Genomic DNA, 21,261 nt, shown 5'->3' on the forward strand with positions numbered 1-21,261 from the left:
TTAAACATCCACTTTATGACCAAGAGCCTGACGAGGATTAGACCGTCGCGACCTCCAGGATTTGCCCTTCGGCCGTTAACTGTGATTGAAGATCGGGCATCGAAACGTCCGCTAAGGGGACGTCGTGTTCGATCGCCAGATGTGCGGCAAGACCAGCGGCGTGGCCCAGCGCCATCCATGTCGGCTCCATCCGCACCGACGAATAGGCGACATGCGTCGCCGAAACGGCGACAGGCACGATCAGCCCTTCGATTGCTTGCGGAAGCATCACGCGATACGGAATTTGATAGGGACGCGTAATATGGGCCAACATGCCCAGATAGCCTTCCAAGACCAAATCGTCTTGCGGCTGCCGTTTGCGAACCGGAAAGCTATCAATCGGGAATTCGCCCAAAGCGACGGTATCGTCAAAATCAGGCGTCGTCGGCGAGTCAGGCGTAAAGCTGACGTCATGTTCCGTCAACGTATATCGCCCTAACAAACGCCGCGCTTCGCGCACGTACAACTGCCAAGGGAAATGCCCGTTGTCCACGAACTCATCGCGAGGCGGATGATATTTCTTCGCCATTGCGCGATGTTCGGCTGGAACAGCTTCGTCATGCTGCAAGAACCAGAGCAACCCAATCGTCAGCTGGCGATGTCGCTTCGCGATTTCGTCGCGTTGTCGCCAATCACCTTCGACGTAGCCGACGTTCTCTTCGGGAAAAGGAAACGCCAAGGGACGTGGGTTGATGTTGGCGTCGACCTTTTTGTTCGGCAGATCCGTCACCGACAAAGCGCGTAGCAACGTATCGAAATGCTCTGGGTAATATCCCCATCCATCTTTCAGCACTTTAGGAGCGCTCAGTCGTCCTGCTTCTAAATCGTCGAGATAGGGAAGATATCGCTGTCGATCGTAACCGGGCGGCGGCTCCGACATGACGGCGCTGTTTTCACGATCGGTCGTCAGACACAAGCGATAAGTGTAAGCAGGCAAGCGGTCGTCGGCTTCACCCGAACTGCCGGGCAAGACGGCGCCATTTTGATAGTCAAAGTAAATGGAGCCGGCATGGGCTTCGTCAAACTCGGACCGTTCTTCACGTCCTAGTCGAAACTCGGCGCCGGCCGCTGCAAACAGATCCCCTTCATAAGTCGCATCGATGAAGATTTCGCCTTCGATATCGACGTTCGCTTTGGTGCGCCGATTCAGCAGTTGGATCGCGCGAACGCGCTGTTGCTCGACGTTTGCAGATTCCAACTGATGTTGTCGCAAGACCGTAATCGTAGGGAACGCGGCCAGCATTTCGTCGAACACGACTTCGGCGACCGACGGCTCGAAGTAATACCCTTCTCGACAGAGTTGGAACTCGGGAGAGTCTTCTCCAAATTTGGCGATGTATTTGTCTCGAATCCTGGATACGAATTCGAGAAACAGCCCGCCGATCACCTCACGATGTTCGACATCGCTTTTTCCTAGCCCACTGGTAGACATGCCGCCCAGATGCGCATGTCGCTCAATGAGTGCGACCGTTCGGCCGTGACGTGCGGCGCCGATTGCGGCGGCGATTCCGCCGGGAGTTCCGCCCAAGACGACGACGTCATATTTTTTGTTTGTGCTGAACATTCCGAATCGTACCTCTTTCCTTACTCGCTGCTTGCCAATCTCGCGGAAGTTGGGACCGATTGTTCCGCTCGGTCTCCTTCCTTTTCCATCGTCCAAATCGTTAGTCCGGTCAGATCGCGTCGCGACGCTCCCAACAACCAGCTAAGTGCATAGGCGGTGACGGCAAAAAATAAATTCACCAACGCGCCGATCCAATAGCTATGAACGCCTAAAGTCCATGCAGGCGGCCACCACCCTAATAATCCAAAGCCTAAGTAGGCGTTAAAGACGACCGCGCCAATCAAGGCGAGCGTGGCCGCAAGGCCGTCAATTCTCCGCGTGAAGAACCCCATCATAAAGAGTCCCATCAAGCAGCCGCCGAACAAGCTAGTCACGATCAAGCTAATGTCGTTCATGCTTTCTTTTTCAATTCGACTAAACGCGATTCCTCCGCTTACCACAATTACGCTAACAATCATCGCAATGGTGCGTGCTGATCGCAGGTAAAACAGATCGGTATATTTTTTTGATAGATGGGGACGCATCAAATCGACTACCACGACCGTCGAGATCGAGTTGATTCCTGAGTCGAGCGAACTCATGGCCGCCGCCATAACGGCGGCGACGATCAAGCCTGCCAGGCCAGCTGGAATGCGAGTCAAAATGAAATAGGGCAAGATCTGATCGGTTTCTAGGGTGGCTAACGTCGGGTCGGGAAACGATTGGTAATAGACGAACAACGCGGTCCCGATGAAGAAAAACATCGTCCACATCGGCAACGCGATCGCCGAGTAAATGATCGTCGCTTTGCGGGCTTCCCGGGTAGATCGCGCCGCCAGATAGCGCTGCACCATGTTTTGATCGCCTGAGTATATCGCCAGCCAATTAATGATTCCTAAGATGGCGACTGTCCAAAAAGTCCGTTCGTTCAAATCCCAGTCGAAACTTCCCATGCTAAATTTGTTTTCCGCTGCACCCGCCTCCAAAATCTGGGAAACGCCGCCCGGCAGATCCATCACGATATAGACGAAGCAGAGTACGCAGCCGATCATCAGCACCAATGCTTGTACTACATCGGTCCATACGACCGCTTCAATACCGCCGGCGATTGTGTAAAAGGCGATAAAAACGCCGGCGCCGATAACGACGAATTCGACCGAAACCCCGGTTAAAAACTGAATCGGAATCGACACGAGAAACAAGATCTGCGCCATCCGAATCATTTGCAACAGGATAAAACTAACCGTGCCGTAAATTCGCGGAATCGCGCCAAATCGCAGCCCTAGATACTCGAATGCAGAGGTTAATTTGCCGCGGCGAAAGAAAGGAATGAATATCAAGACGGCCAAAACGGCCACGAACGGCAGCACCAAATTGACCGCCAATTGTCGCCAATCAAGCACATAGGCGGCGGCCGGCAGCGCCAAAAAAGTAGCCGAACTAACAATCGTACCCAACATCGACAACCCAATGACCCAGCCCGAGAACGAACGGTTGCCGACAAAGTATTCTTCCGTCGTATTATTGCGACGCGAGAAATAAATCCCAATCGCGATCATCGCCGTTAGATAGGCGATGATCGCCGCCGCATCGAGAGGTCTTAACATCAATTCCATATTTTCTACGCAACTACCTCACACCGAGTTTCGTCATGGTGACGCAACGTTTGTCTCAATGCCGATCTCTAGCGAGGCGAAATCAAGATCGCATCGACAACGACGTATCTTCCTGGTTGACTCACTTGAATCTCGACGGCGGACTGATCAGGCGTCAACGGAAACGTCCCCAAGCTGTACCACGTTCCGCCGTCGGCATTTTGGTTGGTATGCACTTTTGACTTGCCGTCAGCATGCGTGATCTCGTACGGAACCCAGTTCGAACGAGAGCCGCGTGAGTTCCATATCGCGAAGACTTCGTAGTCGCCAGCCTTCGGCGGTTTTAGCTCGAAACGAACCGATCCTGACAAACGGGGATGCATATAGAGATAGTCTTCGCCGTGACGATCTTCCGCGATTTGGCTCTTCTCCCAACCCCCTTTCACCGTGACCTGATCTTGCTGATTCGCGTCGATAATCACGTCGTTTTCACCTGGTTGGTAGGGAGGATCTTTCTTCAACGGCGAACTGGGCATCTGCAACGCATTCAAATCTTCTAAACGAATTTTCAGCACTTCGACTGTCTGCTTTTGTCCCGCAAAAGCGACCATCAAGACGCCGTCATGCTCGATCACATGCGGATAGTCGACATGCCGTCCCCCGGTCAGATAGCCCATCTTGTTAAAGACGACGCCGTCATCACTGATGGAGATCGCTAACGGATCGCGACGTGTGGGATGCGGATTCGAGACCAACACGTAACGACCGTCTTTCAAGCGAACGCCACTGAACTTCGAGCGAGCGTCAGGAAAATTGGTTTTGATCGGACGGCTCCACGTTCGCCCATTGTCTTCCGAGAAAGAGCGATAGAGATAACCGCTTTGTCGATTGTCGCGAAACAGCGCCGCTAAGCGGTTATCAGGGAGTACCCACCAATACGGCTCTTCGGCCGCCAAAGCTTCGCTGGTCCCTAAGACTGGGAACGATTCCCACTTGTCAATCGCTTTAACTCCGCCGGTCAAAAAATCGACGCCGCGTCTCGAATAGTCAAACGTGCGACGAGACATCATCCACTCTCCGCTCGGAATCCGCTTGGGAGGAAAGTTGTTGATCGCGTTGTCATGAACGACGCCGATATCGGCCCAATCCTGCTGCGCCTCTTCCCAGCGAAAAGCTCGCAATTCAAGACTCGGGCCAAAGAAGCTTCCCGATTCATCGAGTGACGCTAAGGCCAGCAACTCTCCATCTCGCTGCCAAAAACCACGCGAGATCCAGCGGAATCCATGTTGCGACCATTTGCCGTAATGGGGCGTGCCCGGCCCTGATCCCGGCGGCTCAGGCGTTAAGTATTTTGGTTTTGTCCAATTCATACCATCTTTGCTGGTCGCATACGAAACACGCTGGCCGACCAGATCTTCGACCCCAGGGCCATCGCTCCACATCGCCCAATATTGGCCGTTATGAAAGACTAAATAGTTGTGCTGATGGACGCCCTTTTGAACTCGCACATCGCTAATCGTCGCGTGTTCCGACGGCACGACCGGCAACTTGCGAAAATCGATGTCATGGGGATTGTCCGGCGTCCAATCGCCGACCAGCATCACGGGCGAATCGGCCTTTGGCGTCTCTTCTTCGGCCAAGCTAACTTGGCAAGTCAGTACGCAAAACGCCAGCACGAGCGGCAAACGGTCAACAGCAAAGGAAATCGGTTTGAAGAAATACATGCAGGGACTCATCGCATTGGTAACGAGGGGGCAAAAGCAGGAGATTAGGGATCCGAGTTTGGCCATGACTCTCCTTCAATCAAAATGGGTTCGACGACCAGTTCGACCCGGCGTTGATCGGCGCACGACTGTTGCGAACTCCACAACAGCTGCTCGACCGCACGACGCCCAGTCAGTTCCGGGCCGAGATCAATCGTGGCCGGTCGCGGATGGAGTCCTGCTAAATAGGGCTCTTCGTTGTTGCACGAGATGATCTCGATCTCTTTGCCGATCTTGACGTTGGCTTGCTGTAAGCGCCGATAGACGGCGGCGGTCAATTGATCATCCGGCAGAAACAAGCCAATTGGGCGAGTCTTGTCAGCAAGCATTTGATCGACCAAGGGACCGGCGATTTCTTCTAACTCGCGACTAGTCAATTGCTCGAACGGCTTTTGTTGGTCGCTGCAATAGCGCTGGATCTCTTTGCCGGCCAGATGGGCCGCATATCCAAATCCTTCGCCGCGAGCGCTAAAGCCGGGGTGATCGCTCTTGATCATTAAAAAGCAAAGGCGTGAAAAGTTGCGATTGAGTAAATGCTGACAGGCTAGTCGTCCAACTGCCGCATTGCCTTGAGAGATCGCCATATCGCCGCTGCTGACATGCGACGAAAGCCAAACGGTCGGTACGTCTTGCAGCTTGGCCATCAAGCCTTCCGGAACGCGATGCCCCCACAAGAGCGCCCCGTCCAGTTCTTTTCGCTCTAAGACCGGCAAAGTCACGTCGGCAGAGCTGACGTCGGCCAAGATCATATTCATACCGGCCGCCGTCAGCGCTCGTTCGACTCCGCGTAGTTTAGCCATCGCCAACGTCGGATGACGATGACAACTTTCGTCCAACAATAACACGGCGACGTTCTTTATTCGTTCCGTTGTTTTTTTCGAACGTCGCGTCTTGCGCGGTCGCGATCGATAGCCCAGCCGTCGAATAATCTCCTGCACCAATTGGACCGTCTCGGGGGCGACGCCAGATTGGTTGTTAATCACCCGCGAAACGGTCGCTTGCGAAACGCCTGCCGCTTCTGCGATTTCGGTTGTGTTTGCCATGATTCGCCTTTTGAATTGCTTGCTCACCGAGTGCGAAAGATTATCGAGACGGTTTCCGGTCCTTGAGCTCGATATTAAGCGTTGAGTCGGTCTGGGGTAACACGAACGCTTCTTGATAGCTGTCGCCGATCGACCGGCCGTATGGAGCGTAATCCTGATTCGGTTCGACGCCGTCAAACGCTTCAATGGAGATCAAGTGCGGGCCGCCGATGGTCGCGGTTCCATTGTCTACTCGCGTATCAAATTTACCATCTTTGATCATCGCGCTGCCGTAAGGACCTGCGTTTCCCTGGGCCTCGTCCGGCTGAAAAATGATCGAACCATGCGGCACCGGCTTGCCGTCAAAAGTGACGACGCCGGAAACGTCAAACTGGTTTACGGACGCTTTTTCGGCGCAGCCGACCGCCAGCAAGATCGTCGTTGCAATCGCAAATTGTGAATAGAATACCGCCTGAATCACTGCTAACTCCTGGAGAAAGGGACAATTGTAGACGCGAACCGATCTAGCTGACACGTTGCGCTACTTATGGTGTAACGACAACTTCCGATCCTCCGCGACTTGCTAATCCCAGATAAGTCTCCATCGAAATCGTTTCAGGAAGAAATCGGACCGAAGCGTCGGCCATGGCAAAGTTGGCGCCGCCGGGATGCTGACTTCCATACCCGCCGTTATTGGCGACCATTGTAAAAGTCGGGGTCTTGATGCCGATGTTGATCGGATAACGATGGTTCTTTGTCGTCGCCAGATAGAGTCCGTTGGATGTCCAGACCAGGCCCCGGTTCCAAGCGCGGTAGAAGGGATAGTCATTCCAGGAGAGTTCGCCAAGCATGATTGTGTTTGAAGTGCCGTCCGTTATGTCCCGGAATCCCAAGGTACTGCGAAGCTTATAGAGTCCTTCATCGGAGAGTTCCCCAAACATCGAGACATTCTCGCGAGACTCATCACGCGCGTAATCCTCGCCGGTTGTCGCATTCAAACCAACTGGGCCTGCGTTTCCGAAATAGTGGGTTGTCCAGCATGGTTGTTCGGAAGCAAGAGTCGATATCAGACTAGAGCCGCTTGGGCAGTGAAGCGTTTCCATGTTTGCTTGAGTGCATAAATCCAGATTTCCGCGCCAGTTGGTGTTGAAGTTGTACTGATCGTAAAGTGCGCTAAACTCAAAAAATGGAGCAGTGCGAATCCAGATGCCATGGGATCGATTGGAGGCGTCGATCCCAGAAGGCGGAAACGAGCCATAGGTGTCGTGATAGTTATGCATGGCCAATGCGAGTTGCTTTAGGTTGTTCGTGCAACTCATGCGTCGCGCCGCTTCGCGAGCTTGCTGAACAGCAGGCAGCAGTAGTGCGATTAACACGCCGATAATTGCGATAACTACCAACAACTCGACCAGAGTAAATGCGGGACGTTCAATACGCCGAAAACCGGCTCGCGGTGATACCAAGGACGCCATGGAAGCGTTCTCCCTGAACAAAAGGAATAAGATGAGGAATTCCCAGAAAAACGGACCTACTAGGAAATGTGCTTGCAAACCAGCGGCAGCGATATTTGAAGTTCACCACCAGCGGTTCTGGTAAAATAAAAAAATAATAAACATGTAAATCAGAGGGCGTTCGAGCTCAATTCTCTATCGCTCGCAGGGCAGCATTTCGTGTCACTTTCTGCATGCTTTTTTTGAGTTTTTCTAAGCCAAAGGTTGGGGAAAAAGTTCACTCTGCGTATGGGGAAAAACATCGAACAACAATAACTACTGGCTTGCAGGAAGATCTCGAAAGGGGCGATTCCACTGAAAAAATTTGGCTTGGAGAGCTTTGGCGACATCGGGATGCTGGGAAGCCAAGTTCTGCGACTCAGAGAGATCGCTTTCCAGGTCGTATAAGGAAACCTCCGTGCCTTGCTCGATAAGCTTCCATTTCCCTTCCCGAACCGCGCTGGCGTTTGTCTTGGTGTAGAGATTGTTAAACCGCCAAAACAAGGTGCGATCGGGGAGCGGCGCGTTTCTCAATAGCGTGCTCTTAAGATCCAAGCCGTCCAGTTCTAATCCCGTCGGTAGCGGTAGCCCGGCTAGAGATAGTATCGTAGGCATCAAGTCCATGGTCATGATGGTTTGGTGATTCTTGCTTGCTGCTGGAATCTGTCCCGGCCAATAGGCAACGGCGGGAACGCGATGCCCTCCTTCGAACAAGTCTCCTTTTTGTCCGCGCAAGCTGCCGTTACTTCCTACCCAGGAGTAAGCTCCGTTGTCGGATAGTAGGAATATGATCGTGTCATTCTGCAGGCCCGAGCTATTTAGGGTGTCCATAACCTTGCCCACGCTTTTGTCGACGGCGACCAGCATGTCTCGATAGGCTCGGCGATACTCGCGTTTGTTAAGCGGGCCATGCTTCTGGTCGTGCCATATCTTTCCCTCGGTGCGTAACGGCGGATCGTTCGGACCCTGGAAAGGAAAGTGCAAAGCAAGGTGAGAAATCACCAGAAAGAAGGGCCTGTCGACATTGTCCCGAATAAAGTCGCAAGAATGCTGACTGACGAGATCGGTCAGGTAGCCTGGTTCGCGATCTATTTGGTGATTGTGATACCAATCTAACTCGCCGATTCGGGAGACGTGCGTGTGATAGTCAGGCGTATTGTTGGAGCACCAACTCTCATCAAATCCTTGATCGTTCGGCCCAAAGCGACTGACATGACCAAGGTGCCATTTTCCCATCAATCCGCACGTATAGCCCGCCTGCTTTAACGCTTCGGAAATCGTGAACTTTTCCAGCGGCATACCCAGTTCATGCGTGAAGGGAATCGCATATTCGATCCCTGATCGCTGCTGGTACTGCCCCGTCATGATCGCCGCCCGCGTGGGACTACATACGGGAGCATTCGCGTGGAAGTCGGTAAACAACATTCCGCCCGACGCCAAGCGATCGATGTGCGGCGTTTGGTGAATTTGGCTGCCGTAACATCCGAGGTCGCCATATCCTAAATCGTCGATGACGATCATGATGATATTCGGACGCTTCGGCAAACTTGTATCCTCCGCCGCAACAGCGGAGGAAGTGAAGTGGAGGCCAATTAACAGCAGGATATAGAAGCGATGCATGATGAAATCTTCCGTAAGAAACGGATTTAAGGCTGCGTCTTTTCTGAAGCAATGCGAGCGTCAATGTCGTCTAGCGAAACCTTCAGGACTTCCATCGTTTGCTTTGCCCCCGAGAACGCTATAAGCAGCTCGCCGTCATGTTCTAAAATATGGGGATAATCAATATGTCGACCCCCAATCAGATAGAACAAATGCGTGAACACAAGCCCGTCTTTGCTAATCGCGAGCGTGAGCGGATCGCGTCGACCGGGCTTGGAGTTGGAGACGAGGGCATAGTATCCGCGTGACGTGCGGAGAACAAAAAATTTGCTCGTAGCATCGGGAAAGTTGGTGCGAACGATTGGGCTCCATGATTCTCCATTGTTCGTAGAGAACGTTCGTAAGAGTCGCCCCGATCGGCCGTTGTCGCGAATCAGCCCCACAATGTTTTCGCCATCCGGCAACGTGTACCAATAGGGCTCTTCCGGTCTCCCCTTTTGATCGTAAGTGGACAGGGGATGCGTCTTCCATTGGTCGAACTTTTCCGCTCCGCCAATCATGACCGAGAGTTGCCGCCGGTGGTCGCGACGAGTCATCATGAACTGACCATTCGGTAATCGCTTCGGCGGGAAATTGTTGAGAGTGTCGTCCAGGACGGTCCCATGCGGCCCCCATTTCGAAGTCTCCGAATCCCAGCGGAACGCCTCCAGGCTTAAACCCAGGCCGGCATAGCCAGGAGCATCAAAATGACTGGCCAGCGCCAAGAGTTCTCCGTCGCGAACCCAAAATCCACGCGCGATCCAACCATAACCTTCCTTTCGGGGCGCTCCCGATAAATCGGCCGGCGGATTCCAATGGACGCCATCTTTACTGGTCGCATAAGAAACGCGGGTTCCTGGTTGGTCATGTTCTGGCACGACGTTGCGATGTTGTTCTGGAGTCAGATTTTTGCGACGTTTGCCGGGGCCGTCGCTCCACATCGCCCAGTATTGCCCGCCAAAATAAGCGACGTAGGCGTGCTGATGAACACGATTGCCGCCCTCGTCTCGTGCGTCGCTGATGATCGAATGCTTCGCCGGAAGCTTGGGCAGATTTTGGTAGTCGATCTTGCTTGGGTCGGTACCCACTCCCACTAGATCAAGCATTAACGTCGCGCCAGGATTGGCAATCGGATCGGGGACGGCTGAGGAAGCCTCTTGCGCCCAAGCAGTCGAGCACAGACCAATCACACAACTCACAGCCAAGATGAAACGTGAAAACATTTAGGGGCCTCTGGGTGATAAACGCGATTCAATGATTTATTCGTAAACCGACTGAATGGGAGAGACTGGAATCGTCGGGGTGTTACGGGGATTCCAGCGACGTCGCAAATTTGGGAGAGAATCGCACTGGCATCAAATAAAAGCAAAAATCAAAATTTGTACTAGCGAAGCAACTAGAGAGATCTTACTGGATTGAAATATTTATTCAACAGAATAAACGCGTATATTCCTGTTTCTTTGGATATTTTCTAGGGCTGCAATCACGCGGTAAAGAACTTTGGCCACTTCTAATGTTCGATTGCGTTGATTAAATCGCCTTTGTGTATCCGGATATGCTTGGCAAGGGAAATTACGTGTATAATCTGTAGATTTATGTTCTTGATGGCGTATTGACGCAAAATGCGGATTCTTAATTATTCATGAATAATTTGCGGCTTTGACATAAGAGATCTGCTCTGTCTTGCGCAAAAAGAAAATCGCGAGATTAGGCCGGCATGGATCACCTGGGATCAGCCATTTAACCGCCGTGCTTGCCTGCTTGGCAGTACTGGGGGCCTATAGAGGACAGAGTGCTCACCGCAGAACGGGGAACTCGATTACGTTGTATGCTAATTGTTGATGACGACGTCTGTGGCTCCAAAAGCAGACGTTGTGAACAAGCGTCACCACAACAATGAAGTGGGGCGGCTCGTTAGTGTGCAATCCGCCATCGAGAACGAAGGAGGGCGCCTAAACTCCTTACGAGAACTTCCTGCAACCTTCGGGCATCAAGGAAGGATTTCGGAGCGTTCCTGAGATTCGGCCGCTTCGATTCTAGGGAATTGCATGCAGTGCACGCTCGGTGCTTTTGCGGGGCTATGCATGATCCGCTGGATGATTAGCCGAGTCCCAGGACTTTCATCTCGGCTTTGCCTTCATTCATATCTATCCGCTCGGGACGCCCCTTGTGTCGATAGATGAGTTTCGTGTGATCGACGCCCATGATTCGCATGATCGTGGCATGCAGATCATGCACATGCAGCGGGTTCTCGACAGCATGCAGACCAAGATCGTCGGTTGATCCAATCGTGCGTCCTCCTTGGACGCCGCCGCCGGCCATCCACATCGTAAAGCCGGTCGGATTATGATCGCGGCCGTTACCTTGTTCTGACATCGGCGTGCGGCCAAATTCGCCGCCCCAAATAACTAGCGTTTCGTCGAGCAGTCCGCGACGTTTCAGATCTTGCAAGAGACCGGCAATCGGCTTATCGACCTGTTTGCACAGCTTGCCATGGTTACTTTCGATGTTGCTATGCGCGTCCCAACCGCTGCCGGCTCCGCTGTAGAGTTGCACAAAGCGGACGCCATTTTCGACCAGTCGTCTAGCCATCAGGCAATTGCGACCAAAGACGTTGGTTTCTTTGTCGTTCAGGCCGTATAGCTGTTTCGTCTCTTCCGTTTCGCCGGCGAGATCGACGATTTCGGGAGCGGACGACTGCATGCGAAACGCAAGTTCGTACGAAGCGATCCGAGCTTCCAATTCGGATTTATCGTTTCGCACCGCCGCATGACGATTGTCGATCTGCCCTAAATAGTCGAGCTTCGCTTTTTGACGAGCGACGTCGATATGGCTTGGCGGGTTGAGGTTCAAGATCGGATCTTCGCCCGACTTAAACGGCACGCCTTGATACGACGCAGGCATGAAACCGCTGCCCCAGTTTCGCGGACCATTCACTACTTGGCGATTGCTGTCGGTCAAAATCACAAACGCCGGCATGTCTTGGTTTTCGGTTCCCAAACCGTAGGTCGCCCACGCGCCGAGCGAAGGGCGGCCACCGATAACGTGCCCGGTATTCATCTGGCAGACGCCGGACGAATGGTTGATGCCGTCCGAAACGCAAGAGCGAATCACGCATAAGTCGTCAGCGCAATTTGCGACTTCCGGCATCCAGTCCGATACCCAGAGCCCGCTTTGGCCGTGCTGTTTCCACTTACGCGGACACTCCATCAGCGGAGCGTTGTTTTCGCCCATCGCCAAGATGACTTTGCCAAAGCTTTCGGGCAACTTCTGCCCCGCCAACTTGTTCAAGAGCGGCTTTGGATCAAACAAGTCTATATGGCTGGGGCCCCCTTCCATGAAGAGGAAGATAACGTTTTTCGCCTTCGCGGGAAAATGCGGCTTTTTGGGCGCCAGAGAATTTCCCTCCGCCGCGGAGGCAAGATCGCCGCCCATGAGCGCCGCCAATGCGATCGCCCCGAATCCAGCGCCGCTCTTGGCGAGAAATTCGCGACGCGAGTTTGGAACTACATTATGGGGCGTTATAGGCATGGGAAATCTCGCTTCGGAAGGAATGGCGATGAAAGCAGCAAAGTCTTTGAGGAGGGAAGGGCGGTTTAATCGACAAATTGAAATTCGCTGGAGTTCAACAACACATGGCAAAAATCGATAAGCGCGATCAGGTCGGCGCTACGCGAATCGGATCCGGACGACAACTCCAAGTCTTGCGGCTCATGAGTTAGCTCGGCCAGCGGACCGCGCGGAGCCGACCGGACGAAACGCCACATCCCGACCGTCTCGTCCGTGACCAAGTCATTGGGCGTATTAATCATGATCTGATCCGTTTCCGTTAACGCAGTACGAGTCAGACGGACGTCATCGAGCAATCCGTCCCAGTTATGAGAATCACTTTTTTTATCGCGTCCGCCGATGCTGAAATGGAGTCGGTCGTCGTGGCAATTGCCGACGATGCTGTGCGGTACGACGACCATTTCTAATTCCGATTCGTCGTATGACATGTCACGGGTGTAGAACGTGACCGTGCCGGCGTCAAAGTCGACGGCGGCGCCCACGTAGTAAGGTTTGTCGGACGGGATGCGCAGATTTGACGCGATCACTTCGTACTTTCGATTTCCCTGCTTGTCGTCGCCGATCAACTGTAAAATGAGATTACGCGGTCGATAGCTCGATTGCTCGCTGGTGACTCCAAAATTCCAACCGGCCGAAGTCGATTGGCCGTTCCAGTGGGCGGCGATCGTGCGGACCGACGCGTTCGGAAAGAGCGAACGTTGAAAGACGATCGCCTCGATTGTAAAGTTGTGCGACGGCAGCGAAGTCGTATCTGGCAAAGTCAGAATCTGGTGGGGCGTCTTGTCGCTGATGTTGAAAGCGGTGTTCCAGCGTTGCATTTGCGGCTCGTCCAACAGCGCAGAGGAAGGGATCTTCGCTTGTTGCTGACGCGCCAATTCGCGGTTGTATTTGACCTGACGCTCGAAGAACGAGATCGCGGCGTCCAACTCTTGCTGCTGTGGAGGACGACCATAACACTCCTCGTAGCTGTGCTGGATCAAGCCTGTCAAATTCGAGCCAAATTCGCGATGCAATCGTTTGCCCATGGCTTCGGCTCGCTTGAGCGTCCAATCACCGTTGATCATCAACAAAGATTGCGTCGCCGTGGTGGTCGAGTTTCGCAATGCGACGCTAGAAAATCCGCCAGGTGCGTCGAAGCTTTCCAACAACGCGTCGGGCGAGTTTCGCATTTTCTTGGTGTACCCGCTACGAACGGTATCGTTACTCGAAGCAGCGGGGCCCCCGGTCCTCTCTTTCAATTCGCCGCTCGCGGCCAGCATCGCGTCACGGATTTGCTCCGCGTCCAGCCGATGCGCGGGGAACCGCCACAGCAGTCGATTTTTGGGATCAACTAGCAACGCTTTCTCTGATGCTGCGGTTAGCGACGACTGGCGATAAGTCCCCGAAAGGAGAATCTGCCGATGAAGCGGCTTGAGTCGCCAATCGTTGTCGATAAATTCGCTGGTCAGCCAGTCAAGTAACTCCGGATGACTGGGAGGTTCGCCCAAGCGGCCGAAGTCGCTGGCGTTGGCTGATAATCCGACGCCAAAGTGATATTGCCAAACGCGATTTACAATCACCCGCGAAGAAAGGGGATTGTCATCTTGCGTCAACCATTGGGCCAAAGTCGTTCGGCGTCCGCTGGTGTCGGCGACGACTTCAGCATCATTCATCTTGGCGGGCTGCGGATCTAAGATGGTCAAAAATCCTGGCGCAATGTCGCGTTCAAGACGGTCCCCGGGGATCCGCGTCGGCGAAATCTCTCCTTGTGCGTCGACGGCGATATCCGCCATCGGCGGCTCCTTGGGCTTGTTTTTCAAAAACGCTTGCAACTCTTTCTTCAGAGCTTCCCATTCTTTTTTTTGCTTTTTCGGAATCGCATTAGCGAGTCGGTCGTATTCAAATTGGACTTGCTTCTCGACCAGATAGAAGATCTGGTTCTCGTAGGTCGTCCGTTCTTCGCGCGGTTTCCAGTACATCTCCTGGACTTCGGTAGGAAACATGCTAACCGCTTTTTTGCGTCGGCTTTCACGCACGGGCGCTTCAATCGCATTAATCTTGTCCAGCAGTTCTCGGTGCTTGGTTTCCCATTGGGCGAGTGCAAGCTGATAAGCTTTCCGCTCTTCATCGGTCGCCAATAAATGCTCGTCCTTCCAGACGAGCGGCTTAAAGAACGCTTGAAGCCGATAATAATCGTCCCGCAGGATCGGATCGAACTTATGGTTATGGCAGTGTGCGCAGGCGACGCCCATTCCTAAGAAAACGTCGCCAACCGTATCGGTCAGTTCGTCGGCGATCAAAACTTGCTGGCCTTCGGCGTCTCGGCTGTTGTATTCATAGACGCCGGCTCGCAAAAAATAAGTCGCAGTTAACGCATCATGATCGTCCGGAGCGATTTCGTCGCCAGCTAGTTGTTCTTGCAGAAATCGCTTGTACGATTTGTCTTCGTTCAGGCTGCGAATTACATAGTCGCGATAGCGCCAAGCCAGCGGGCGATAAGCGTCTTGACGGTAACCGTCCGAGTCAGCGTAGCGAACGAGGTCGAGCCAATGCGAGGCCCAGCGCTCTCCATATCGGTGATCGGCTAAAACGCGATCCACGAGTCGTTCGTAAGCGTTGTCGCGTTCGTCAGCGACGAAGCTTTCCACTTCTTCCACGGTTGGAGGAACGCCGAGCATGTCGAAATAAATGCGGCGAATCAGAACTCTCCGCTCGGCGGGCGGCGACGGTGAAATATCATTTTGGCCCAACTTCGCCTGAATGAAATTATCAATCGGGTTATGGACGATCGCTTGTTGGGCGATTGCCGGCGTTTCAGGACGAGTCACCGGTTGAAACGCCCACCAGTTCCGATCCTCGGCGGTAAACGGTCCACTGTCAGCGCGCGTCTCGCCCGCTTGCTCGGGCCAGAAGGCTCCGTTGCGAACCCAGGTTTCCAAAATTGCGATCTCGTCGTCGGGTAGCTTACCAGAGGGGGGCATCTCATATCCTTCCCACTTTACCGCTTCGATCAGGACGCTCTCTTCTGGTTTACCAGGCTCCACAATCGGTCCGCCAGTGCCCCCTTGTAGAAAGTGCGTGCGTCGATCAAGACGCAAATCCGACTTTTGCTCTTCGCGGCCATGGCACTTGAAACAATGTTGCGCCAATAGCGGGCGCACTTTCGTTTCAAAATAACGAACTGCTTCTTTGTCGTCCGCGCGGATCAAATCTGTCGAAGTCCACGCAACGGCGAAGATCAGCGGCGCAATCAGGATACGAAAACATTCAGACATGCGATTACTACTCGGGCAGAGTGTGTGACGTGTTGGCGGGAAGCCCTCCGAGGAAAACCGGATCAATCAAGTTCACGTCATCCAATGCGTCTTGAAAAAAGAGCTCGGAGACTTCGTCACCTTCGGCGTAGCCGAGGTCCGAGAGATCGATTCCTACGGCAATTACTTTGGCAGGGACTTGATGGATATAGCCGCCGTTATGTTTTCCCGACAGCAATTCTTCCACCGATCGGACCGGAGGATCAAATCGATAGAGGAGGAAACCGGACAATTGATGGGCGCTGCGATGCGCCAACGAGACGTCATATTTACGAACCGTATGCGACCGCAAACCAGGCTCGAAATGGGTCGGCGAGACATGAAACGGATCGCCATTTTCGGGATGCACGACCACGTGCAGTTCAAAGAAGACAATGTCAGGACCGACAGCGTTGATCACCGGTTGGTGAAACCGAACGGCGAAACCAGGCGTGTGTCGAGCCGCGTCGGGACTGGTCCAATCGGGATCTGATTTTAACGGTTTGACGGCGCCCCCAGGGTTGAGCGTTCCGGTCGTGAGCAACGCGTCGCGATCCAACAGCGCCGCTCGAGTTCGTGAGCCGTCTCCTTCACGCGGGTCGGGCCGGTCAAGCGGCGTGCTAAAGTTTGCGCCGTTGGTCCCCGCTTTGAAATGAATCAGATCGAAACCGATCAGTTCTTCGACGTCATAACGTTGAATCTTTCCTCCCCGCTGCACCGTTACGTCCAATAGAGTGTCGGGCTGCGGATGCTTGCGATCGGTGACGCGATAGTCAACGATGCGATCGGAAAGCGAACCGCGATAGTCGCGATTCATGTCCGAAGCAGGCGGGTTGGAGATATGACCTTGCGAGTTGATGACGCGTCCCTCGCCGGCGCCTAGTAGCAGTCCAGACAAATCGGGAGCGACGTTGTTGGGCGTAAATATCTCGGCTTCGCCTTCAATCACATTGACATCCGCTTCGCCCGATTCGGTCACGTTGACCGCGAAACGAGTTCCTTTGTCGACGATCTCAGCCTGGGGCGTAATGACGCGAAATCCCTCCGCTCCTGGCGGTGCGTAGACCGAACAGGCGCCTACTTTCATCAACACCTGATCGGCTGAGCGAGCGAGAAATACGGCGGGCGCCTGGACGATCATTTCGGCGCCGTGACGCGTACGCAACTGAATCTCCCCTTCGACCAGGGCATAGTCATGGTCGAGTTGCAGAACGTCGCCCGCGGACAAAGAACCAAGCTCGCCAAAGAAACGGCTGTGAGCCGTCTGAATCAAAGTAATCTCGGGCAGCGTTCGCTCCGCCGGGCCGGGGGTTGCAACTTTGGGCGGCTTGGGTGGATCTTGCTTCGTGACCTGTCGCGAGTTTCCGTTCCAATAAGCGAGCGGCGCCAGGACCAAGCCCGTTAAGCAAGCGGCTAACGCGAGCCAGACGCGCGGCGATGTTCGCCGTTGCGAAGGCTGCGGCGCACCCGGCAATCCTGCCGGGCGGATCGATTCGGGCAAACCGATCGACGGCTGGCCGGTTTCTTCGGCCGTCAACTTCGCTAAGCCGTATTCGAGATCGAGCAACAGAAAATAGTTTCGCCGCGCCTCTGCGTTTTCCAGCAGCAGTTGCTCTAGCTCTTGGTGCTGCTCTACGGTTAACGAAGCGTGCATCGCTAGATGCGTTAGTTCCGCCAACCGCTGAGACGGATCGTGTTGGCTCATAGATCGTCTCCTGCAACGGCGAGCCGCATTTGGACGCATTGGGCCAGCTTGCGGCGAATCGTCGTTAGTTGGTTGTAAAGCGTTTGCGCCGAACGCCCTGTTGCGTCGGCCAAATCGGCCATCGTCGTTGCGCCCCCATAAGCGGTCCACACTAATTGCTGCTGTCGCGCCGTAAGTTGACCAACGCATTGCCGTAGCGCCAAAAGCCGTTGCGGCTGTTGGTTAAGCGTCGCAGCTCGATCTTCGGCCAGCAATTCGATCAGCTTTTCGCTGAATTGGAGGCGATCTCGTTGCGCCGTTCGCAGAAAATTTTTGACTTCGTAGAAGGCTACTCCGCATGCCCAGGAGAGAAAGTCACGCTCGCGATCAAACGTCTCAAATTTTTTCCACAGCAGCAGACTGCATCGTTGGAAGACGTCATCTGCATCAGCATGATGCGGCAACATCGAAAAGATGTATGCATGGATCCGCTCGCAATCGGTCGAAAAATACGACAAAAATTCAGTATAGCGAGCGTCGGACGCCGCATCGGATGGGGTTGTTGCAGGCATTGCCAAGAGTGAAATCAGGAGCAGGCGGTAATGTCAGTTTGTTTGTCGTACGGCTCTCTACTTATAGATCGTACGTTCGCGCTAGAATCTACTATCAAGAGCCCGGATCTCCCCAAAATTTTGCGAGCGTTCGATGCTTTCAAACCACTCACATCCCTCATTTGGCCTTTACTTGCACGGCAAATTCGTTCTGGCCCGGCTCGACGCGAAACTGCAGATCTGAAGTAGCATAGGAACGATATTTGGCGGGAAAACTGTGAACCACGCCGGTTTCGCTGTTTTCGCTGGTCGCAGGGCTGACCAAGATCGCTTGATGATCCCCGGCGAGTGCGCCGTCATCCTGGCCGAACGTACTAAGCCGAAACGTTCCGTCAGATTCGATTTGGCCGCGTGCGTTGATAACGGAGCCATCTTCGGCGGTCGTGCGGAACTCGATCAGTCCGCTTTGGGCGGGCGTACCGTCCGCCTGTAAAACTTTGCCGCTAACGGGATGAGTCGGGACGCCAGCTTCGCACCCGATACAAGCGGCCAGGCATAACGCCGCCAAGCAGCTCAGCGTTCCGTAGTTTTTCCAATCAATAGATCTCATGTTTCGAATCGTCCAAAAGCTGAAGTGGTGGTGAAAATAAACCTGAGGAGATTAATAGCCTTCACGCCGTGATGAAGCTCACTGCCGCTAAAAGTCGACCGAAATCACTTCGGAATCTTGCCGATTGGACAAGCGGCCGAGATTGTCGGTATCGATATTCACTTGCAGCGAACGAACGCTGGCGTCCCCCAGCAGAAAATTGCAAATGCCGGGATGGTAGCTGCCAAAAAGGAGATGCCCTGTTCCAGTTACCACGTCGTTGGGCCCTTTGCCCAGCGCATAACCTGGTCCGGCAACCCGCATCGTTGAAAAGGCCCAACCGCTGAAAATCGGTCCATCGCCACCGGTCGTTTCGTCTTTCAGCGCTGTCAGCGGAATATGCCGCTCGCCCATTAAAATGGTGTTGCTCAATCCGTCGACGATCGCCGCCAGATTGGTTTGGCTTTTGTATCGATTGTGGTCGCCGAAAGCGCAGACGAGCATTCCCATCGAAGTGGAGCACGGCTGCGTCACGGAGAGGGCCGGCGAATAGCCGGAACCGCATCGATAGGTGCTGCCGTCGCCAGAGCTCCCGTCGCAGGCGGCGTAATCCCACACTGCTCCATTATCAGCCGTGTCGGGCTGAACGACTTCGGTCAAATCGCCCAGTTGATGGCGACTCGGACAGACGTAAACCGAAATCGGCGTTTGTTGGACGGCTGCCGATTGCTCGCTGTACTTTTTCTTCAGGTCGAGTTGATCGTAAAGATTCTGCTGCTCGATAAACGGCAGAATCAGCGCCGACCAACCGAGATATTTGAACTCGATCCGCGAAGGAGGAAGTTCGTTGTACGTGTCGTGGAAATTGTGAACCGCCAACCCCATTTGCTTTAAGTTGCTCAGGCACTGCGTGCGCCGGGCCGCTTCACGCGCCTGCTGCACCGCCGGCAATAACAGCGCGATCAACACGCCGATAATCGCAATGACGACTAGCAATTCAACCAGCGTAAAACCGCGGCGTAAAATTGCGCGAGTGAAATAAGGCATGATCGACCGCCTAGAATGCAAAAGATAAGACGAAGAAGAAATGAAATTATCTCGACTGCTCAGCGCGTGCTCTCGCCGCACTTGGCCAACTTGCATTTTCACGCCTAGAAGTCTACCGAAATGACTTCCCCATCTTCGCGATTCGCCAAGCGGGCGAGATTCTCCGTATCAACGTTGGTCTGGATCGAACGGACGCTGGCGTCTCCCAATACAAAGTTCGAAACGCCGGGGTGGTAGCTGCCGAATACTTCGCGGCTCGATGTCGTATCATTCGGCCCTTTCCCTAAAGAACGTCCCAGACCCGCCATGCGCATTGAGGAATAGGCCCAACCGCTCAAGACGGGGCCATCGCCGCCGTTCGTTTCGTTCAAGAGTTTGGAGAGGGGAACGTGCCGCTCGCCGATCATAATCGTGTTGCTTAAGCCGTCAGTAACATCCCGCATGCCGGTCACGCTTCTGTATTTATTCTGATCTCCGTCCGCGACGATCAGCATTCCGGTGCAAGTAATCATGCGAAACGTGCTGCCGACTCCGTCTCCGTCACAATTCGCGTAATCCCAGGCGGCGCCCAGGTCAGCCTGATCCGTTTGCGCTTCAGTCGTCAAATCGCCAGCAGAGTGACGACTGGGGCAAATGTAGCCGCCAATCGACGCCTGTTGGACCGCGGTCGTCTGATCTTTGTACGGCAGTTTCAAATCGATCTGATCAAACAGATTTTGCTGTTCCATGAACGGCATGAGCAGCGCTGACCAGCCGAGATAATTCGCTTTGATGCGCGACGGCGGAAGGTGGCCGTAGGTGTCATGGAAGTTATGCACCGCCAGACCCATTTGTTTCAAATTATTCATGCATTGCGACCGTCGCGCCGCTTCGCGCGCCTGTTGCACCGCAGGCAGCAGCAACGCGATTAAAACGCCGATAATCGCAATGACAACGAGCAGCTCAACAAGGGTAAAGCCGCGGCGGTAAGTTGCTGAAGATGGTTGGGCCATGAGGGGCTCTTTCACTGAATAGGAGAAAATGATGGGTGCGTCTGAAAAATGAAAACCAACGGCGCCAAACTGCCACATCAAGATAGGCTCCCCAGTAGCGGGGCTTTTGTCCGGCGCGAAAGCGCCTCTCGCTTCGTGTCGTGATACGGAGCGAGAGGGCTGGTTTATAAAAAAAGGAAAAATTCAACTGGCATCCTAAGGTCGTACGCGCCGGCGCGAACCTACTACGATTGAACGGAAAAAGGAGAAAAATATTTCTCCGAGTGGAAAATAACAGACCAATCAACCCGCAGAAGGCTGTGAAAACCGGCACTTCGCTCTATCTAGCCCCTTTGCTCGTCTCTCGTGCTCCAAGAGAGCGTATATCGTAGGCTCAGAAAAATCGTCGGCGAAACGCCATTCCCTCGCAGTCAAATAGAGGGGGGGGCGATGGTCGGCGCCTTTGTGGCTGGGCATAGTGATCCCA

At 53.9% G+C, this 21,261-nt stretch carries 15 protein-coding genes; all 15 read right to left on the bottom strand.

Annotated features, from left to right (window positions below; genetic code table 11):
* Positions 1 to 37 precede the first annotated feature (37 nt).
* Entirely contained in the window at positions 38 to 1,603 is a 1,566-nt protein-coding gene (locus tag M4951_RS05390) for an FAD-dependent oxidoreductase (RefSeq protein WP_262025454.1), read from the bottom strand.
* 20 nt (positions 1,604 to 1,623) lie between these two features.
* On the bottom strand, positions 1,624 to 3,189 hold the full coding sequence (locus M4951_RS05395; RefSeq protein WP_262025455.1) for a sodium:solute symporter family transporter: 1,566 nt from the start codon (positions 3,187 to 3,189) through the stop codon (positions 1,624 to 1,626).
* 77 nt (positions 3,190 to 3,266) lie between these two features.
* Positions 3,267 to 4,901 (bottom strand): exo-alpha-sialidase, encoded by a 1,635-nt coding sequence (locus M4951_RS05400; RefSeq protein WP_262025456.1) that lies wholly within the window; start codon positions 4,899 to 4,901, stop codon positions 3,267 to 3,269.
* A gap of 44 nt (positions 4,902 to 4,945) precedes the next feature.
* A complete protein-coding gene (locus M4951_RS05405; RefSeq protein WP_262025457.1) occupies positions 4,946 to 5,983 on the bottom strand; it encodes a LacI family DNA-binding transcriptional regulator in 1,038 nt (345 codons plus the stop codon).
* Between the two features lie 40 nt (positions 5,984 to 6,023).
* Positions 6,024 to 6,443 (bottom strand): hypothetical protein, encoded by a 420-nt coding sequence (locus tag M4951_RS05410; RefSeq protein ID WP_262025458.1) that lies wholly within the window; start codon positions 6,441 to 6,443, stop codon positions 6,024 to 6,026.
* A gap of 64 nt (positions 6,444 to 6,507) precedes the next feature.
* Positions 6,508 to 7,434 (bottom strand): DUF1559 domain-containing protein, encoded by a 927-nt coding sequence (locus M4951_RS05415; protein WP_262025459.1) that lies wholly within the window; start codon positions 7,432 to 7,434, stop codon positions 6,508 to 6,510.
* Positions 7,435 to 7,728: 294 nt separating this feature from the next.
* Entirely contained in the window at positions 7,729 to 9,072 is a 1,344-nt protein-coding gene (locus M4951_RS05420; RefSeq protein ID WP_262025460.1) for a sulfatase, read from the bottom strand.
* A 26-nt stretch (positions 9,073 to 9,098) separates the two neighbouring features.
* Complete coding sequence (locus tag M4951_RS05425; protein ID WP_262025461.1) at positions 9,099 to 10,313, bottom strand: exo-alpha-sialidase; 1,215 nt, start codon at positions 10,311 to 10,313, stop codon at positions 9,099 to 9,101.
* Between the two features lie 877 nt (positions 10,314 to 11,190).
* Positions 11,191 to 12,621, bottom strand: coding sequence for a DUF1501 domain-containing protein (locus tag M4951_RS05430; protein ID WP_262025462.1), 1,431 nt, complete (start codon positions 12,619 to 12,621; stop codon positions 11,191 to 11,193).
* A 65-nt stretch (positions 12,622 to 12,686) separates the two neighbouring features.
* A complete protein-coding gene (locus M4951_RS05435) occupies positions 12,687 to 15,914 on the bottom strand; it encodes a DUF1549 domain-containing protein (protein WP_262025463.1) in 3,228 nt (1,075 codons plus the stop codon).
* Between the two features lie 7 nt (positions 15,915 to 15,921).
* Positions 15,922 to 17,637, bottom strand: a complete 1,716-nt coding sequence (locus M4951_RS05440; RefSeq protein ID WP_262025464.1) for a FecR family protein — start codon at positions 17,635 to 17,637, stop codon at positions 15,922 to 15,924.
* Positions 17,634 to 18,188, bottom strand: a complete 555-nt coding sequence (locus M4951_RS05445) for a sigma-70 family RNA polymerase sigma factor (RefSeq protein WP_262025465.1) — start codon at positions 18,186 to 18,188, stop codon at positions 17,634 to 17,636. The genes M4951_RS05440 and M4951_RS05445 overlap by 4 nt, the downstream gene beginning before the upstream one ends.
* 157 nt (positions 18,189 to 18,345) lie before the next feature.
* On the bottom strand, positions 18,346 to 18,777 hold the full coding sequence (locus tag M4951_RS05450) for a hypothetical protein (RefSeq protein WP_262025466.1): 432 nt from the start codon (positions 18,775 to 18,777) through the stop codon (positions 18,346 to 18,348).
* Between the two features lie 87 nt (positions 18,778 to 18,864).
* Positions 18,865 to 19,803 carry a DUF1559 domain-containing protein gene (locus M4951_RS05455; RefSeq protein WP_262025467.1) on the bottom strand — a complete coding sequence of 313 codons (939 nt, stop codon included), beginning with the start codon at positions 19,801 to 19,803 and terminating at the stop codon, positions 18,865 to 18,867.
* A gap of 104 nt (positions 19,804 to 19,907) precedes the next feature.
* Complete coding sequence (locus M4951_RS05460; RefSeq protein ID WP_262025468.1) at positions 19,908 to 20,795, bottom strand: DUF1559 domain-containing protein; 888 nt, start codon at positions 20,793 to 20,795, stop codon at positions 19,908 to 19,910.
* Positions 20,796 to 21,261 lie beyond the last annotated feature (466 nt).

The sequence above is a fragment of the Blastopirellula sp. J2-11 genome, assembly GCF_024584705.1.
In the GTDB taxonomy this organism is placed as follows: domain Bacteria; phylum Planctomycetota; class Planctomycetia; order Pirellulales; family Pirellulaceae; genus Blastopirellula.

Bases quoted from the DNA above. Each gene is read 5' to 3' on its own strand.
- M4951_RS05425 (WP_262025461.1), bottom strand. From the start codon at position 10,313: ATGTTTTCACGTTTCATCTTGGCTGTGAGTTGTGTGATTGGTCTGTGC.
- M4951_RS05395 (WP_262025455.1), bottom strand. From the start codon at position 3,189: ATGTTAAGACCTCTCGATGCGGCGGCGATCATCGCCTATCTAACGGCG.
- M4951_RS05460 (WP_262025468.1), bottom strand. From the start codon at position 20,795: ATGGCCCAACCATCTTCAGCAACTTACCGCCGCGGCTTTACCCTTGTT.
- M4951_RS05435 (WP_262025463.1), bottom strand. From the start codon at position 15,914: ATGTCTGAATGTTTTCGTATCCTGATTGCGCCGCTGATCTTCGCCGTT.
- M4951_RS05440 (WP_262025464.1), bottom strand. From the start codon at position 17,637: ATGAGCCAACACGATCCGTCTCAGCGGTTGGCGGAACTAACGCATCTA.
- M4951_RS05420 (WP_262025460.1), bottom strand. From the start codon at position 9,072: ATGCATCGCTTCTATATCCTGCTGTTAATTGGCCTCCACTTCACTTCC.
- M4951_RS05430 (WP_262025462.1), bottom strand. From the start codon at position 12,621: ATGCCTATAACGCCCCATAATGTAGTTCCAAACTCGCGTCGCGAATTT.
- M4951_RS05415 (WP_262025459.1), bottom strand. From the start codon at position 7,434: ATGGCGTCCTTGGTATCACCGCGAGCCGGTTTTCGGCGTATTGAACGT.
- M4951_RS05445 (WP_262025465.1), bottom strand. From the start codon at position 18,188: ATGCCTGCAACAACCCCATCCGATGCGGCGTCCGACGCTCGCTATACT.
- M4951_RS05390 (WP_262025454.1), bottom strand. From the start codon at position 1,603: ATGTTCAGCACAAACAAAAAATATGACGTCGTCGTCTTGGGCGGAACT.
- M4951_RS05450 (WP_262025466.1), bottom strand. From the start codon at position 18,777: ATGAGATCTATTGATTGGAAAAACTACGGAACGCTGAGCTGCTTGGCG.
- M4951_RS05405 (WP_262025457.1), bottom strand. From the start codon at position 5,983: ATGGCAAACACAACCGAAATCGCAGAAGCGGCAGGCGTTTCGCAAGCG.
- M4951_RS05400 (WP_262025456.1), bottom strand. From the start codon at position 4,901: ATGTATTTCTTCAAACCGATTTCCTTTGCTGTTGACCGTTTGCCGCTC.
- M4951_RS05455 (WP_262025467.1), bottom strand. From the start codon at position 19,803: ATGCCTTATTTCACTCGCGCAATTTTACGCCGCGGTTTTACGCTGGTT.